Raw genomic sequence first — 17,093 nt, forward strand, 5'->3', positions numbered from 1 at the left:
GTGTGTTCGGCTCTTGGTTTTGTCGGCGCCGAAATCGGCGGCGCTATTCCCGGTGATAAGGGTGGTTCCGGATCATCGACATTGCGCGGTAAAGCTGTTCGGCGAGCAACACCCGCACCATGGCATGCGGAAGCGTCATCGCCGAAAGGGCAAGCAGGAGATCGGCGTTGGCTTTCAGTTCCTGATCGAGCCCATCGGCACTGCCAATCATGAAAGCAACGTCGCTTCCCCCCCGCATCCAGGCCGCCAGCTTGCGGGCCAGTTCGGCTGTGGTGAGCTGCTTACCGCGTTCGTCCAGCGCTATTCTTACACAGCCCGGCGGGAGGGCAGCAAGGAAGCGGGCCTTTTCCACGGCGAGTATCCGGAAAATCGATGCCGCCGACTGGGCCCGGCCGCTCCGGGGGGCGGGTTTGATCTCGGTAACTTCGATGCGCGCCTCGCGTGGCATGCGCCGGACATAGTCCTCGAACCCGGCCACCACCCAGGCGGGCGGTTTATGGCCGATGGCGAGGATATGCAGCTTCAATCGGAAGGGAGGCTTACAAGGCGGCCGGCGGTTCGGCGCCGGGAGCGTTTCTCCAGGTGGTCGCATGCGGGGAGGGCGGCCTGCCGCCCCACAATTGCTCGAGGTTGTAATAGCTGCGAATCTCCGGCTGCATTACATGCACGATGATGTCGCCCAGGTCGACCAGCACCCATTCCCCGGTCTTTTCGCCTTCCAGACCCTGGACGCGTACCCCCAGCTCCCTGAGCTTCTCCTGCACGTTTCTTGCCAGCGCCTTGGTCTGGCGCGCCGATTCGGCGGTGGCGACGATCATGTAATCGAACAGGGACGTCATTTTCCTGACGTCGAGGACGGTGATGTCCCTGGCCTTGATTTCTTCCAGGGCCTCGACGGCGGCTTGTTTCACGGCTTCAACGTGCATCGCGTTCCTTGTAAAGACGGTTGGTTTCAATGTAATCGAGAACCGCATCCGGGACCAGATAGCGCGCACTCCCGCCGCCGGCCAGCAGTCCCCGGATCTGGGTCGCGGCAATGTCCAACGCAGTGATTTCCCTGGCGTAAACGGTCCCGGCACTGTCTCGCCGCAGAATTCCGGTGGAAGCGGCCAGCCGCTGCAGGTAGATCTTGCGCAGCGGCCCCGGCAGGGAAGACTGCAACTGCTGCGGGGAAAAGCCCGGGCGGTGCGCGATCACGATATGGGCCAGGTCGAACAGCTCTTCCCAACGGTGCCAGGTGGTCAATGCGGAAAAAGCGTCCGATCCCATCAACAGACACAGCGGGCGGTCGCCAAGTTCGGCCCGCAATTCATTCAGCGTGTCGAAGGTGTAGCAAACGCCCTGGCGGCGGATTTCGCGGTCGTCCGCCTCGAAGCGCGGATTGCCGGCAATCGCCAGGCGCACCATCTCCATCCTGTGAGCCCCGGTCACCTTCGGAGTTCCTCGATGCGGCGGCGCGCCGGTCGGAATGAAGCGAACCTTGGACAGGCCGATGCCGTCCGCGAGCTCTTCGGCCAGGCGCAGATGGGCGCAATGAACCGGATCGAAGGTTCCGCCCAGTACGCCGATTGGGGTTGATGAACTCAATCTGGGTCAACAGGGAACAGCGCCCCTGAAGGGGTACCGGTCTTCGACCATAAACAGCGAACAGCGAACGCAAACGACATTTATATTCGACCGATCGCTGTTCGCCGATAACCGTTCACAAAAGGACGCGGCGGATATCCGAGAGGGTGGTTGACAAGTTGGTAATGAACCGCGCGCCTTGCGCGCCGTCCACCGCGCGGTGATCGTAGGACAGCGACAGCGGCATCATCAGTCGCGGTACGAACTGTCCGTCCTTCCAGACCGGTTTCGTCGACGACTTCGATACCCCGAGGATCGCGATTTCGGGAGCATTGATGATCGGCGTGAAATGTGTGCCGCCGATTCCACCCAGGCTCGATATGGAGAACGTCCCGCCCTGCATCTCGGCCGGCCCCAGCTTGCCGTCGCGCGCCTTCGCGCTGGTCTCCGCGAGTTCCTTCGCCAGTTGCAGGACGCCTTTCTGATCGACGTTGCGAACCACCGGCACCACCAGCCCACCCGGTGTATCGACTGCGACACCGATGTGATAGTAGCGCTTCAGAATCAGCGCATCGCCCGCGGGCGCGAGCGAAGAATTGAATTCCGGATGGTTCTTCAGCGCAGCGACGACGGCCTTCATGATGAAGGCGAGCGGCGTGAGCTTGACGCCCTGCTTCTGCGCTTCATCTGCCATGCTCTTGCGGAAGGCTTCGAGTTCGGTGATGTCGGCTTCGTCGTTCTGCGTGACGTGGGGGATGGATACCCAGTTGCGATGCAGGGCCGGGCCGGAAATTTTCTTGATGCGCGACAGCGCAAGGGTTTCCACCGGGCCGAACTTCGCGAAATCCACTTGTGGCCACGCCGGCAATCCGAGCGACAGTCCTGCCTCGCCGCCGCTTCCGCCGGACGGTTGTGCCAGCGTGGTTTTGACGAAACCGGCGATATCTTCCTTGAGGATGCGTTCTTTGGGCCCGCTGCCCCTGATGCGTCCGAGGTCGACACCGAGTTCGCGCGCGAAGCGGCGCACGGAAGGGCTCGCGTGCGCGCGGGAAAATCCTTCTTCGTTGATCGCAGCAGCGACAGGTGCGGCGACCGGTGGCGCGGGTGCGGGCGTTGCGGCGGCCGGCACCGGCGGTTGGGCCGCGGGAGCTGGCGCTGGAGCAGGTGCGGCGGCGGGTTTCTGTGGTGCCGCTGCAGGCGCCGGGGCTGCCGCGCCTTCGCTGATTTCCAGGCTGAGGATCGCCGCGCCTTCCGATACCTTGTCGCCGGGTCTTATTTTCAATTCCTTCACCACACCGGCGAACGGCGCCGGTACTTCCATCGTCGCCTTGTCGGATTCCAGCGTGATCAGCGAATCCTCCGCCTTCACGGTATCGCCCGGCTTGACCAGAACTTCGATCACCGGAATGTTCTTGAAGTCGCCGATATCGGGGACGAGGACGTCTCTGAGGCTGCCCATAATTTATTCAGTGAATAGTGAATGGTAAATGATGGATCTGTGAATGTGTGCCCCGCTCGGCGGGATACCGGCCTTTGGCCATAAAGGCGTGAAAGGTGAAGGGTGAACAAACGCAGACTCATTCGCGCATTCACCGAATTTCATACCGTGACCGGGTTCGGCTTGTTGGGATCGATGCCGTATTTCTTGATTGCCTTGGCGACCGTCGCGGCCGGAACGCTGCCTTCGTCGGCCAGCGCCTTCAGCGCCGCCACCGTCACGTAGTAGCGATCCACTTCGAAGAACTTGCGCAACTGCCGGCGGTAATCCGAGCGGCCAAAACCGTCAGTTCCGAGCACGACATAGTGCTTGTAGAGGAACGGACGGATCTGATCGGCGAACAGCTTCATGTAATCGGTCGCGGCCACCACCGGACCGGACGCTGCATTGAGGCAACGGCCGACATAGGTTTCGCGCGGCTTGTCTTCCGGATGCAGCAGGTTCCAGCGCTGCACATCCAGGCCTTCACGGCGCAGCTCGTTGAAGCTGGGGCAGCTCCAGACATCCCCCGCGACGCCAAAATCCTTTTCCAGCAGGTCCTGCGCAGCGATGACTTCGCGCAAAATCGCGCCGCTGCCCAGCAATTGCACTCGCGGTGCAGCCTTCTTGCCCTTGCCTTCGGACAATCTGTACATCCCCTTGAGGATGCCTTCCTCCACGCCCTTCGGCATTGCCGGCTGGACATAATTTTCGTTCAGCAGCGTGATGTAGTAGAAAACATCCTCCTGCTCCTTGAACATGCGGCGCAGGCCGTCCTGGATGATGACCGCGACTTCGTAAGCGTAGGTCGGGTCGTACGAGATACAGTTCGGAATCGTCGACGACAGGATGTGGCTGTGGCCGTCCTCGTGCTGCAGGCCTTCGCCGTTCAGCGTGGTGCGCCCGGACGTGCCGCCGAGCATGAAACCGCGCGCACGCTGGTCGCCCGCCGCCCAGGCCAGGTCGCCGACGCGCTGGAAGCCGAACATGGAGTAATAGATGTAGAACGGGATCATGGACACGCCGTGATTCGAGTACGACGTGGCCGCCGCGATCCATGACGACATCGCGCCGGGTTCGTTGATGCCCTCCTGCAGGATCTGCCCTTGCTTGTCCTCCTTGTAGAACATCAACTGTTCGGCGTCCTGCGGCGTGTACAGCTGCCCGACCGAGGACCAGATGGCGAGCTGGCGGAACATGCCTTCCATGCCGAAGGTGCGCGACTCATCCGGTACGATCGGCACCACGCGCTTGCCGACGTTCTTGTCTTTCACCAGGATGTTCAGAATGCGCACGAACGCCATCGTCGACGACGACTCGCGTTCCTCCGAGCTCTTCAGCAGCGGCTCGAAGGCGGACAACGGCGGGATTTCCAGCGTATCGCCCTTTTGCCGGCGCGAGGGCAGGTAGCCGCCCAGCGCTTCGCGGCGCTTGCGCATGTAGTCGAGTTCCGGCGAGCCTTCTTCGAACGTCAGGTAAGGCACTTCATCCAGTTTGTCGTCGGGCACCGGCAGGTCGAAGCGGTCGCGGAATGCCCTCAGCGACGTCGTGCCCATTTTCTTCTGCTGGTGGGTGATGTTCTGCGCTTCGCCGGCTTCGCCCATGCCGTAACCCTTGATGGTCTTGGCCAGGATCACGGTCGGTTGGCCCACGGTTTTCATCGCCGCGGCATAGGCGGCGTACATCTTGTGCGGATCGTGGCCGCCGCGATTCAAGCGCCAGACGTCGTCGTCGGACATGTTGGCCACCATCTCCAGCAACTCCGGATACTTGCCGAAGAAGTGCTTGCGCACGTAGGCACCGTCCTTGGATTTGAAAGTCTGATACTCGCCGTCGACCGCTTCTTCCATGCGCTTGACCAGCGTGCCGTTCTTGTCCTTGGCCAGCAGCGGATCCCAGTAGGCGCCCCAGATCACCTTGATCACGTTCCAGCCGGCACCGCGGAAATCCGCTTCGAGTTCCTGGATGATCTTGCCGTTGCCGCGCACCGGGCCGTCCAGCCTCTGCAGATTGCAGTTCACGACGAAAATGAGGTTGTCGAGTTTCTCTCTCGCGGCCACGCCGATCGCGCCCATCGATTCGGGCTCATCGATCTCGCCGTCGCCGAGGAAACACCAGACCTTGCGCCCCTCGGTGTTGGCGAGGCCGCGGTCCTGAAGGTATTTCATGAAGCGGGCCTGGTAGATCGCCATGATGGGACCCAGTCCCATCGATACTGTCGGGAACTGCCAGAAATCCGGCATCAGCCACGGGTGCGGATAGGAAGACAGGCCTTTGCCGTCCACTTCCTGACGAAAGCTGTCCATCTGCTCCCGCGACAGCCGGCCGAGCATGAAGGCGCGGGCATAGACGCCGGGGGCCGAATGCCCCTGCACGAACACCAGGTCGCCGCCGTGATTTTCCGACCGTGCATGCCAGAAGTGATTGAAACCGACGTCGTACAGCGTTGCCGCCGACGCAAAGCTGGCGATATGGCCGCCGAGCTCCGAGGATTGCTTGTTGGCGCGCAACACCATTGCCGCGGCGTTCCAGCGCACATACGAGCGGATGCGATGTTCCAGTTCGTGATCGCCGGGGGAGCGGTCCTCCTGACCGGGCGGGATGGTGTTGATGTAGGCGGTATTGGCGCTGTACGGAAGGTAGGCGCCTGAGCGCCGCGCCTTCTCGATCAGTTGCTCGAGGATGTAGTGCGCTCGCTCGGGACCTTCATGCTGCAGGACTCCGTCGAGGGCATCCAGCCACTCGTTTGTCTCTTGCGGATCGTCATCCGGAAGTGCTGCCATGGCTCTACCTTGGGTGAGATTGCTGTCGCTGTTTTTCGGGGGATTGCAGCGTTTGTGCTGCGGTCTCCATTCGGTAAAAAATTATAGCACCGCGGGCAGGCCGCAAGCCGTGCCCGGCACGGCTTGCGTTGCGTCATTTCGGGGTGGGCGGGGCGCGTCCAAGCAAATAGAACTCGTCGTTCGGGCGCATGTCGATCAGGTGCGCCATTCGGTTGGACAGCGCGAAGAACGCGGTGATGCCGCCGATGTCCCAAATATCCTCCGCGCTGAAGCCGTGGCCGCGCAGGACGTCGTGGTCCGCATCGGTCATCGCCTCGGGCGTGCGCGAGAGTTTACAGGCGAAATCCAGCATCGCCTTCTGCCGCGGCGTGAGGTCGGCCTTGCGATGGTGAATCGCCACCTGGTCGGCGATCTGCGGATTCTTCGCGTAGATGCGCAGGATGGCGCCGTGCGCGATCACGCAGTACGGGCACTGGCTGAGTCCGCTGGTGGCGACGACAATCATTTCCTTCTCGGCTTTCGACAGACCGGATTCCTTCAGCATCAGCGCGTCGTGATACGCGAAGAAGGCGCGAAACTCGTCCGGACGATGCGCCAGCGTCACGAATACATTCGGAATGAACCCGGCCTTTTGCTGGACCTCGAGCATCTTGTCGCGGACGTCGTCGGGAAGTTCTTCGAGTTTCGGTACTGGATAATTGCTGATTGCGTGGGTGGACATGGTTACTCTCTAAATCCTAGGACTGAACCGCAAAGGCGCGAAGGCGCAAAGGAGGGCACGCAAAGGAATACAAGACTGAATCCGGAATGGTCCTGGCAAAGTGACAGTTGTGCCGAGTTTTTCGTTATTGTTGTTCTTGCTCTCCTTCGCGTTTCCTTTGCGCCTTCGCGCCTTTGCGGTGAAGGGTTAATCGTATTTGCGCAAGTCCTCGATGATCTTGCCGTCGTTCGGCAGTGAGCCAGGGTCGGCGAATTCGACATCGCCGCGCAGTTTGCAGACATCGCGCACGCTGTCGGCGATGGCCTGTGACAGCGCATCGTTGCGGCTGCGAACTTCGCAGCGCAATCGCATGCGATCGTTGCGCTCGGCATCGTGCTCCACGGTCAGACGCGCCTTCAGGATTTCGGGATGGCGTTTGACGACCTGGTCGATCTGCGACGGATGCACGAACATGCCCTTCACTTTGGTCGTCTGGTCGGCGCGACCCATCCAGCCCTTGATGCGCATGTTGGTGCGGCCGCAGGCGCTCACGCCCACTGCCATTGCCGACAAATCGCCAGTGGCGAAGCGGATCAGCGGATATTCGTTGCATAGCGTAGTGACGACGACTTCGCCGACTTCTCCCTCGGCAACCGGATAGCCGGTGCCCGGGCGCAGGATCTCGACAATGACGCCTTCGTCCACCACGAGTCCGCCCATCGGTTCGGTTTCGTAGGCGATCAATCCCAGATCCGCTGTGCCATAGCTTTGCCGCACCTCGATGCCGCGAGTCTTGAGCATTTCGCGTACCGGCGGCAGCAAGGCCTCGCCCGACACGCTCGCTTTTTTCAGACTGGTGACATCCGCTTTCAATTCATCCGCTTTTTCGAGAATGATCTTCAGGAAAGACGGCGTGCCGGCATAACCGTCCGGTTTGAGGTCGGCAATGGCCGCGACCTGCAGTTCGGTCTGTCCGACGCCGGCAGGGAACACCGCGCAGCCGACTGCCTGCGCGGCAAGGTCCATCATGAAACCGGCTGGCGTGAAATGATAGGAAAAAGTGTTGTGCACGAGATCTCCGCGGCGGAAACCGGCGGCGAACAACGCGCGGCCGAAGCGCCAGAAATCTCCGCGCGCACCCTGCGGGTCATAGATCGGACCGGGTGACGAAAATACTCTGCCGAGATCGCCGGTAGCGGTTGCCGTCATGCCGGCGAACGGCGGCGATTCCTTTTGCAATGCAATCAGATCGGATTTGCGCGTGACCGGCAGTCCGGCCAGCGCTTTGCGATCGCGGATCGCGTTCGGATCGACGTCCCTCAGCAGCCGCGCAAAGTAAGCGGCATTGGCTGTCGCATGCCGAATCTGCCCGGGCAGCGCGCCGAACAGCGCGCGCTCGCGCGCTTCCGGGTCACGCGTTTCAAGGTCGTCGTAGTAGTCAGTCATAGAAAATTTTTGAACCACGGAGGATACGGAGGAAAAACAAAGGCAAACAAGGCAGACGAGTGTTAAAACCTTGCGCCAGTGGTCATGATGCCACCGGACCAGATTTTCATATCGCGCCTGTCTTTCCGTTGTTGCCTTTCCTCCGTGTCCTCCGTGGTGAACACAGTTTTTACGCCAGCCAGCGCTTGCGGCGGCGATAGTGTTTGGCGTCGCGGAAGCTCTTGCGTCCCGCGGTCGACAGGCCGAGATAGAACTCCTTCACGTCTTCGTTGCTGGCGAGATTGGAAGCCGGGCCGTCCAACACCACCCGGCCGTTCTCGAGTATGTAGCCGTAGTCGGCATGACGCAGCGCGACGTTGGTGTTCTGCTCCGCAAGAAGAAAGCTCACTTTTTCGTTCTGGTTCAGGCTGCGCACGATCTCGAAGATTTCCTCGACGATCTGCGGCGCGAGGCCCATCGAAGGCTCATCGAGAAGGATCATGCGCGGTCGTGCCATCAGCGCGCGGCCCACCGCGGTCATCTGCTGTTCGCCACCTGACGTGTAGCCGGCAAGGCTGCCGCGGCGCTGCTTCAGACGCGGAAAATAGGTGTAGACCTTGTCAAGGTCTGCGGCAATCTCGGTGCGACCCACGCTGCGGGTGAACGCGCCGGTAAGAAGGTTTTCCTCCACTGTGAGGTGGGCGAAGCAATGGCGCCCTTCCATCACTTGCACGATGCCGCGCTTGACCACGTCTGAGGGATTCCGTTGATCGATTCGCTCGCCATCGAATTCCACCGAACCTTTGGTGACTTCGCCGCGCTCGGCGCGCAACAGGTTGGAAATTGACTTGAGCGTGGTGGATTTGCCCGCGCCATTGGCACCCAGCAGCGCGACGATGCGCCCGCCATGCACCTCGAGGGACACTCCCTTCAACACCAGGATCACGTGGTCGTAGATGACCTCGATGTTATTTACGGTCAGGAGGGCGGCTTGAGCTTGTGCTGACATGTTCAGGTTCTGAATCGGTAGGTGAATGCGTGAAGGGTGAATGCGTGATCCCCCACACCCCGCCCTCTCCCCCAGGTGACGGAGGAAAGGGAAACCCTTCACTCATTCACACTTTTCCCCATTACTTTCGTTCACGCCTTTGTGCAGTCACGCGGGGTGATGTTCTTTTCCTTGGCGTATTTCTTGGCCGCCTCGTCCACCATCGGGCGCAGCACCGTGTTGTCGCCTTCGATCCAGTCCGACACGAACTTCCACTTGGCGCCGTCCCACTGGTGGATGCGCGCATGGCGCACACCCTCGTGATCATTGCACGATACCTTGAGCGGTTGCAGCATGCCGGCAAAACCGAGTTGCTTGATACGGTTCTGGTCGAGGTTGAGGTTCTCGATCCCCCAGCGCACCTGTTCGCCGGTCATCGGTTTCCTGCCGTATTTTCCCTGGGCAGTGCGGATCGATTCGACCACCAGCATGGCGTTGAGCATGCCGCGGTTGTAGAGCACGTGCCCCACCTCCTCCCGTTTGCCTGCGCCTTTGCCCTTGTCGTACACATTCTTCAGGATGTCCGCGTGCACCGCTATTTGGCCTGCCGAGTGCTGCAGGGCGATGGAGTTGTAGCCCTTCGCGTCTTCGCCCGCGGGCAGAACGTCTGGCTCCGCGCCGGCCCACCATACGCCGATCATATGGTCGCGCGGATAGTTCACCGCCACCGCTTCCTTGATGGCGGTGGAGTTCATCACACCCCAACCCCACAGCAGCACGTAATCGGGACGGTTCTGACGGACCTGCAACCACGCAGCCTTTTGCTCCACGCCCGGGTGCGTGACCGGGATCGTGAGCAGTTCGAAGCCATGGCGCTTGGCGCGCTCGTTAAGCAGCGGGATCGGCTCCTTGCCGTAGGGCGAGTCGTGATACACCAGTGCGATTTTCTTGCCCTTGAGCTTGTCGAGGCCGCCGTTAATCTGGCCAATATACTGGATGATCACATCGGCGGCAGTCCAATAGGTGCCCAACAACGGGAAGTTCCACGCGAACACGCTGCCATCCACGGATTCGGAGCGGCCGTAGCCCATGGTAATCAGCGGGATCTTGTCCACTGGCGCCTTTTCCGTCAGTGCGTAGGTGATCCCCGTGGAGAGCGGGCTGAACACAGCCGCACCGGTGGGTCCCTTACCCTTCAGGCGCTCGTAGCACTCCACGCCGCGGTCGGTGGAGTAGCCAGTTTCGCATTCCTCGAAAACGATCTTCACACCGTTGATGCCGCCGTCGCGCTCGTTCACCAGGGTCAGGTAGTCCGAATAGCCGTTCGCCCAGGGAACGCCGTTGGGCGCGTAAGGGCCGCTTCGATAAACGAGCGCCGGGACGAACTGTTCATTGGCCTGCGCGAACGTCTGCGCCGCCGCCAAGAGCGCGCCCGCCGCGGCGGCTCCCAGCACTAGGATTTTGAGACTGAAAAATTTTTCCATGGTGTTGCCTCCTTTTGGAATGGTGCCGCGGCCGGCTGTGGTTTGCTTGTTCGTCAAGTTAATATGGGAACGGCCACAAGCGCAATTTTTCCTTACCGATGTGCCACAGTCGCGCCAATCCCAAGGGTTCCACGATCAGGAAAAAAACGATCAGAGCCCCGAAGATCATCGATTCCAGGTGCGAGATCATCGCCGTTGAAATGGCGATGCCGAACCATTGGGGTAGCTGGTTGAGCAATAGCGGCAGCAGGGTAATGAAGGCGGCCCCGAGCAAACTGCCCAGGATTGAACTCAGCCCGCCGATGATGACCATGAAAAGGATGCTGAACGACCGATTGATGTCGAAGGCGAGCGGTTCCCATGAGCCCAGGTGAACGGATGCCCAGAGCGCACCCGCCACGCCGATGAAGAATGAACTCACCGCGAAGGCGGAAAGTTTCGCGTACATGGGGCGGATGCCGATGATTTCCGCGGCTACGTCCATGTCGCGCGTCGCCATCCAGACGCGTCCGATGCGGCCGCGCACGATATTCTTCGCTACCACCGCGAACAACACCAGGATTGCAAGGCACAGCAGGTACTTCTTGACCGGGGTTTCGAAAGTGAGGCTGAACAGCGTTATCGGCGGTGCGGTGATGGAACCCGATGGTGAGTTGTTGGTGAACCACGCGACCCGGCTGAACACCCAATCCAGGAAGAATTGCGCGGCCAGGGTGGCCACGGCCAGATAATAACCCCTGATGCGCAGACTGGGAATGCCGAACACGATGCCGACCACCGTCGTTACGCCGCCGGCGAGCAGAAACGCCACCAGCGGATTCAGGCCCGGGATGCGCACGCTCAGGTTGTAGGCGGCGTAGGCGCCCACAGCCATGAAACCGCCGGTTCCGAGTGAAAGCTGCCCGCAGTAGCCGACCAGCAAATTGAGCCCGAGCGCCGCGAGCGACATGATCAGGAAAGGGATGAATATGGCGCGAAAAAGATACTCGGTCGAAACAAGCGGCACCAGAATGAAACCGATCGCAAGCCAGAGTGCGATGAAGACCCGATCCTGAAGGATCGGGAACACCGCCTGGTCGGCGCCGTAGGAAGTCTTGAATTGTCCCGCTTCTCTGTAGAACATGGTGAGGCGTTAGGCGTTAGGCGTGAGGCGTGAGGCGTAATTGCGAAGGTGCAACAGTCGAAATGAGCCGGCGCCGGCTGTGGTCAATGTCCATGGCCTTCTGGATCCCAACGGCTATTCTTTTGTCGTTACGCCTCACGCCTCTCGCCTCACCGGTTTTCAGACCCTATCAATATGTTTCTCCCCGAACAGACCCTCGGGCCTGACGAGAAGGAACAGCAGCGCCAGCACGTAGGCAAACCAGTTCTCGATGCCGCCGCCGACCAGCGGTCCGAGGTAAACCTCGGAAAGCTTTTCCCCGGCGCCGATGATGAGCCCGCCCACGATGGCGCCAAGAATCGATTCGAACCCGCCAAGAATAAGCACTGGCAGCGCCTTCAGGGCGACCAGCGCAAGCGAAAACTGCACGCCGAGCTTGGATCCCCACACCATGCCGGCCACCAGCGCGACCAGGCCCGCAGCCGTCCACACGATGATCCAAATGTAGTTGAGCGGAATGCCGACCGATTGAGCGGCCTGGTGATCGTCTGCCACCGCACGCAGCGCCCGGCCGATGCGGGTCTTTTGGAAAAAAATCGCCAGACCCGCGACCAGCAGACCGGCGATCAGCGTCGCGACCAGGTCCCCGCCGGGCACCAGCACGCCTCCCTCGAACACGGACTCGAACAGCGTCAGCGAACGTTTGGGCATGCCGATATCAAGCTTGTAAATGTCGCTGCCCCACACCGATTGCCCGAAACCGTCCAGGAAATAGGAGATGCCGATGGTGGCCATAAACAGGCTGATGCCAGCCTGGTTCACCAGCGGCCGCAGCACCAGCCGCTCGATGACAAGCGCAAGCCCGATCATGACGGCAATGGTTATCGCAAGTGCCAGCAGGAATGGAGAAAACGTTCCCTTCAGTATTTCCATCAACCGCACCAGCGTCAGCGCGGCGAACAGCACCATCGCACCCTGGGCGAAATTGAAGACGCCGGACGCCTTGAAGATCAGCACAAATCCCAGGGCCACCAGCGAGTAGAGAACTCCCGCCATCAGCCCGCCGATCAGCACCTCAAGAAAAAAAGACATGGTCAGTCCGTGAGGCGTAAGGGGGTAAGGCGTGAGGCGAAAGGCGTAAATGCGAAGGTGCAACACCCGACACGCGCTGGCGCCGGCTGTGGTGAATGTCCATGGCCTCGAGGATCACAACGGGTATTCTTTTGTCGTTACGTCTCACGCTTCTCGCCTCACGCCTCACCGTTAATGGGCGACGCCCAGATAGGCATCGATCACGGCCTGATTGCTGCGAACCTCGTCCGGCGTGCCGTCGCCGATGTTGCGGCCGTAGTCGAGCACCACCACGCGGTCCGACAGATCCATCACCACGCCCATGTCGTGCTCGATCAACACAATCGTCGTGCCGAATTCGTCGTTGACGTCGAGGATAAAGCGGCTCATGTCCTGTTTTTCCTCCACATTCATGCCGGCCATCGGTTCGTCGAGCAGCAGCAGTTCCGGTTCCGCTGCCAGCGCGCGGCCGAGTTCGACCCGTTTCTGCAGGCCGTAGGCGAGCCGCCCCACCGGCGTCTTGCGGATCGATTCGATTTGCAGAAAGTCGATGATGTTCTCGACCATCCTGCGGTGCTCAAGCTCCTCACGGCGCGCCTTGCCGAAGTACAGGCACTGCGACAGGAAGCCGGCGTGCATCTTCAGCGTCCGCCCGGTCATGATGTTGTCCAGCACCGTCATGCCCTTGAACAGCGCGATGTTCTGAAAGGTGCGTGCGATTCCCTGGCTCGCCGCCTCGTGCGGGCGCATCTGCCGGCGCGTGTTGCCCTTGTAGGTGACGGTACCCTCGTTAGGGTGGTACACCCCATTGATGACGTTGAGCAGCGAACTCTTGCCGGCGCCGTTGGGCCCGATAATGGCGCGGATCTCGTGTTCGCGCACGTCGAAACTGATCTCGTTGAGTGCCTTGACGCCGCCGAAGGCGAGCGAGATGTTCTCCATCTTCAGGATCACGTCGCCGATACGGCGGTCGGCCGGGTTCGCGTTCACAGTCAGGCGCGGATGCGTTGCGCCGCGGCCGGGTAAGTGACGGCGTCGCGGATTTTTACATCGGCCTCGATGTTGCCGGTGCGGCCGTCCTCGAACTTGACCTGCGTGCGGATGAACTGCGAGGCCTTGCCGCCGAACAACGCATCCACCAGCATGGCGTACTTTTGCGCGACAAAGCTGCGGCGCACCTTGCGGGTGCGTGTGAGTTCGTCTTCGTCCGGATCGAGCTCTTTGTGCAACACCAGGAAGCGATGGATCTGCGAGCCGGCCAGATGCGGCTCCTTGGCAAGGTCGGCATTGACCTGCTCGACGCATTGCTGGATCAGGTCGTAGACCTCGGGCTTGCCGGCGAGATCGATATAACCGCTATAGGGCAGGTTGTGCTTCTCCGCCCAATTACCCACCGCCTGTATGTCGATGTTGACGAAGGCGCATGCCATTTGGCGCTTGTCCCCGAAGCAGACCGCTTCCTTGATGTATGGGAAGAACTTGAGCTTGTTCTCGAGAAACTGGGGTGCGAACAACGACCCGTCCGCGAATTTTCCCACATCTTTCGCCCGGTCGATGATCTTCAGGTCGCCGTCGGCGTCCAGGAAGCCGGCATCCCCGGTCAGGAAATATCCGTCGGGCGATATGGATTCCTCGGTCGCATCCGGGCGCTTGTAGTACTCCTTGAGCATGCCGGGTGTCTTCACCAGCACTTCGCCGTTGTCGGCTATCTTGATCTCCACCCCCGGCAACGGCCGGCCGACTGAATCGAGTTTGGCGGCGCCAGTCGGCTGCTTGCAAACGTAGACGCTGGTCTCGGTCTGGCCGTAGAGCTGCTTGAGGTTGATGCCGATCGAGCGATAGAAGCGGTACAGGTCCGGCCCGATCGCGGCGCCGCCGGTATAGGCCACCCGGATACGGCTCATACCCAGCACGTTTCGGAGCGGCCCATAGATCAACAGATCGCCGAGCCAATACAACAGTCGGTCGGACAGCGAAACCGGCTTGCCGTCCATGATCTCCGCCCCACAGCGGCGCGCTACGCCCATGAAGTAGTGGAACAGGTGGCGCTTGATCCGGCCGGCGTCGTCGATGCGGATCATCACCGTCGTCAGCAAGTTCTCGAATACCCGGGGCGGCGCGAAATAATACGTCGGACCGATTTCGCGCAGGTCGGTCATCACCGTTTCGGGCGACTCCGGGCAATTGACGGTGAAGCCCGCCACCATCGCCTGCGCGTAGGAAAACAGATGGTCTCCCACCCAGGCCATCGGCAGGTAGGAAAGCACTTCGTCGTCGGGCGTGAACCCGTCGAACTCCACGTCGCCGCGTGCCGCGGCGACGAATCCCGCATGGGTATGGCAAACGCCCTTGGGTTTGCCGGTGGTTCCCGAGGTGTAGAGCATGACGCACACATCCGTGGGCCGGACTTCACCGATGGCGCGCTCGAAGAACCCCGGATCCCGCCGGTCGAATTCGCGGCCGATTTCGCGCAGCCGGTCGTAAGACATCAGTTGCGGCTGGGCGTAGTTGCGCAGGCCGCGCGGATCGTCGTAGAAGATGTGCTTGAGGTTGGGGTACTGCGGCAGGATCTCGAGCAGCTTGTCGACCTGTTCCTGATCCTCGACGATGGCATATTCGATTTCTGCGTTGTCCAGGACGAACAGCATTTCCTGCGCGACCGCGTCCTGGTACATCGGCACCGGCACGCCGCCGAGGCATTGCGCCGCGGCAAACGACCAGTACAGTCGCGGCCGGTTGTCGCCGATGATGGCGAGGTTCATGCCGCGCCGGAACCCTTGCGCAGCCAGGCCGCAGGCGAGCGCGCGCACCTCGTTGGCGACCTGCGCCCAGGTCCAGCGCTGCCAGATGCCGAGGTCCTTCTCGCGGATGGCGGTGCGGTTCCCCTGCTTCCTTGCATGCTGCAACAGAAGCAGGGGAAAGGTGTCAACGCTTCCGCCGCTCGTGGAATCCGAATGCGCCAAACACTCTCCTCCTTTTTTTTATCGTGCCCGGGCCAGCCTTTGACCAGCCCTGGCCTTTGTATCATCTTCACGCCCTTGTGTCTTGCGGCGCGATGTTGCCCCGAGCCAAAGCCCGGGCTGCCGCGGGACGTTGTAGACCAGTTTTATTTATGCGGCAGGCTCGTCAATCAGGGCTGCGGGTTTTCGGCTCTTCCGGACCCGGCGATTGAGTGCAGGCTCTGCTTACGACCCCAGCGCGAGTTCGTTCAGGGCCCGATCGCCGGGAGTGCTCGACCGGGTACCAATATGACCTTGGATCCGATCGGCGAGATGGAGTGCGTCCTGCGCTACTCCGGAGAATCGGCCGGATCCCCACGTGTACAGCCATGGCAGGCCAAGAAAATACAGGCCCTGCGCAGCGGTGACGCCACGGTGGTGACTTGGATAGCCCCGGCCATCGAAAACCGGGATCTCGATCCAGCGGTAATCGGAGCGGTAACCGATGCTCCAGACGATGCTGGTGATGCCGGCATGCGCCAGATCGATTTCGCGCGGTTCCTGTCCCGGTCGCCATACCGGCGTGTAGCGCGGCTCGACCGGCGCATCGACGCCTTTTGACTGGATGAATTTGTCGATCGTGGTCTTGATGCTTTCCGCTACCGCGTCCGCTTGATCCAGGTTTTTTGCGAGATCGGCGGCGAACGCGAGCCGTGCGCCGCGCACATCGGTCAGCCGCCCGTAGAGACGCATGCCCTCAGCCGCGAATTTCCGCAGGTCGATGTCGCGGCCACCGTCACGTCCGGTCACGTAGTGATTGGCCTTTGCGCGAACGCTCTCCTTCATAGGATGCTCGTGCACCGGCATCTTGTAGTAGCCCATGTCGTGCAGCCAGTCGACCACATCCCTGCCGCGATAAAAGCGGGCAGTGCGCGGCGCACCACCTGTGCAGAGGTGTACGCGCCGGCCGGCCAGGTGCAGGTCTTCCGCGATCTGGCACCCCGACTGCCCGCTGCCCACGACCATCACCTCGCCCTCGGGTAGCGATTGCGAGTTGCGATATTGCGATGAATGCAATTGCGTAATCTTATGCGGCAGACGCTCCGCCATGCGCGGAATGGTCGGTTCGTGATAGCCGCCGATGGCGATGATGACTTGGTCCGAAGTGAACGGACCCAGCGTCGTTTCGAGTTCGAACATGCCAGACGGGCTGCGGCGCATGGAGTTGACGCCCGCGTTTTCGATCATCGGGGGATCGAACGATGCAGCGTAGGCTTCGATGTAGCTGACGATCTCGTCTTTCTTCATGAATCCGTGAGGGTCGTTGCCCTGATAGGAAAAGCCGGGCAGCTGGCATTGCCAGTTTGGCGTGACCAGGCAGAACGAATCCCAGCGGCTTTCGCGCCATTCGTGGGCGATGCGGTGTTTCTCGAATACGAGATGGTCGACGCCACGCGATTTCAGGCAATGACTCATCGACAGGCCGGCTTGTCCGCCACCGATGACGATAACCGGGCAATGCCGGCGCGAGGTTTCAGGACGGCTCAGATCGTTCATG

14 protein-coding genes are annotated in these 17,093 nt (G+C 61.1%); all 14 read right to left on the reverse strand.

The window, feature by feature from the left end; all coding sequences use genetic code 11:
- Positions 1-43: 43 nt before the first annotated feature.
- The 14 genes from rlmH to HY067_12930 all read right to left on the reverse strand — a co-directional run bounded on the left by rlmH (position 44) and on the right by HY067_12930 (position 17,092).
- On the reverse strand, positions 44-526 hold the full coding sequence (gene rlmH / locus HY067_12865) for a 23S rRNA (pseudouridine(1915)-N(3))-methyltransferase RlmH (protein ID MBI3528845.1): 483 nt from the start codon (positions 524-526) through the stop codon (positions 44-46).
- Positions 527-539: 13 nt separating this feature from the next.
- Positions 540-926: a ribosome silencing factor gene (rsfS, locus tag HY067_12870; protein ID MBI3528846.1), complete on the reverse strand. Its 387-nt coding sequence runs from the start codon at positions 924-926 to the stop codon at positions 540-542.
- Positions 916-1,587, reverse strand: coding sequence for a nicotinate-nucleotide adenylyltransferase (gene nadD, locus HY067_12875; GenBank protein ID MBI3528847.1), 672 nt, complete (start codon positions 1,585-1,587; stop codon positions 916-918). The genes rsfS and nadD overlap by 11 nt, the downstream gene beginning before the upstream one ends.
- Positions 1,588-1,702: 115 nt before the next feature.
- Positions 1,703-3,025: a dihydrolipoyllysine-residue acetyltransferase gene (gene aceF, locus HY067_12880; GenBank protein ID MBI3528848.1), complete on the reverse strand. Its 1,323-nt coding sequence runs from the start codon at positions 3,023-3,025 to the stop codon at positions 1,703-1,705.
- A gap of 140 nt (positions 3,026-3,165) precedes the next feature.
- Positions 3,166-5,826, reverse strand: a complete 2,661-nt coding sequence (gene aceE / locus HY067_12885) for a pyruvate dehydrogenase (acetyl-transferring), homodimeric type (protein MBI3528849.1) — start codon at positions 5,824-5,826, stop codon at positions 3,166-3,168.
- Positions 5,827-5,959: 133 nt separating this feature from the next.
- A complete protein-coding gene (locus HY067_12890) occupies positions 5,960-6,547 on the reverse strand; it encodes a peroxidase-related enzyme (protein ID MBI3528850.1) in 588 nt (195 codons plus the stop codon).
- Between the two features lie 186 nt (positions 6,548-6,733).
- On the reverse strand, positions 6,734-7,972 hold the full coding sequence (locus HY067_12895) for an AMP-binding protein (protein MBI3528851.1): 1,239 nt from the start codon (positions 7,970-7,972) through the stop codon (positions 6,734-6,736).
- A 169-nt stretch (positions 7,973-8,141) separates the two neighbouring features.
- Positions 8,142-8,960, reverse strand: coding sequence for an ABC transporter ATP-binding protein (locus HY067_12900; protein MBI3528852.1), 819 nt, complete (start codon positions 8,958-8,960; stop codon positions 8,142-8,144).
- A 131-nt stretch (positions 8,961-9,091) separates the two neighbouring features.
- Positions 9,092-10,423, reverse strand: a complete 1,332-nt coding sequence (locus HY067_12905; protein MBI3528853.1) for an ABC transporter substrate-binding protein — start codon at positions 10,421-10,423, stop codon at positions 9,092-9,094.
- A 58-nt stretch (positions 10,424-10,481) separates the two neighbouring features.
- Positions 10,482-11,546, reverse strand: coding sequence for a branched-chain amino acid ABC transporter permease (locus HY067_12910; GenBank protein MBI3528854.1), 1,065 nt, complete (start codon positions 11,544-11,546; stop codon positions 10,482-10,484).
- Positions 11,547-11,705: 159 nt separating this feature from the next.
- Positions 11,706-12,617, reverse strand: a complete 912-nt coding sequence (locus tag HY067_12915; protein ID MBI3528855.1) for a branched-chain amino acid ABC transporter permease — start codon at positions 12,615-12,617, stop codon at positions 11,706-11,708.
- A gap of 171 nt (positions 12,618-12,788) precedes the next feature.
- Positions 12,789-13,538, reverse strand: a complete 750-nt coding sequence (locus HY067_12920; protein MBI3528856.1) for an ABC transporter ATP-binding protein — start codon at positions 13,536-13,538, stop codon at positions 12,789-12,791.
- Between the two features lie 50 nt (positions 13,539-13,588).
- Positions 13,589-15,559, reverse strand: a complete 1,971-nt coding sequence (locus HY067_12925) for an AMP-binding protein (protein ID MBI3528857.1) — start codon at positions 15,557-15,559, stop codon at positions 13,589-13,591.
- 222 nt (positions 15,560-15,781) lie between these two features.
- Complete coding sequence (locus HY067_12930) at positions 15,782-17,092, reverse strand: MSMEG_0569 family flavin-dependent oxidoreductase (GenBank protein ID MBI3528858.1); 1,311 nt, start codon at positions 17,090-17,092, stop codon at positions 15,782-15,784.
- Between the last annotated feature and the right edge of the window lies 1 nt (position 17,093).

The sequence above is a fragment of the Betaproteobacteria bacterium genome (assembly GCA_016194905.1).
In the GTDB taxonomy this organism is placed as follows: Bacteria; Pseudomonadota; Gammaproteobacteria; order Burkholderiales; family JACQAP01; genus JACQAP01.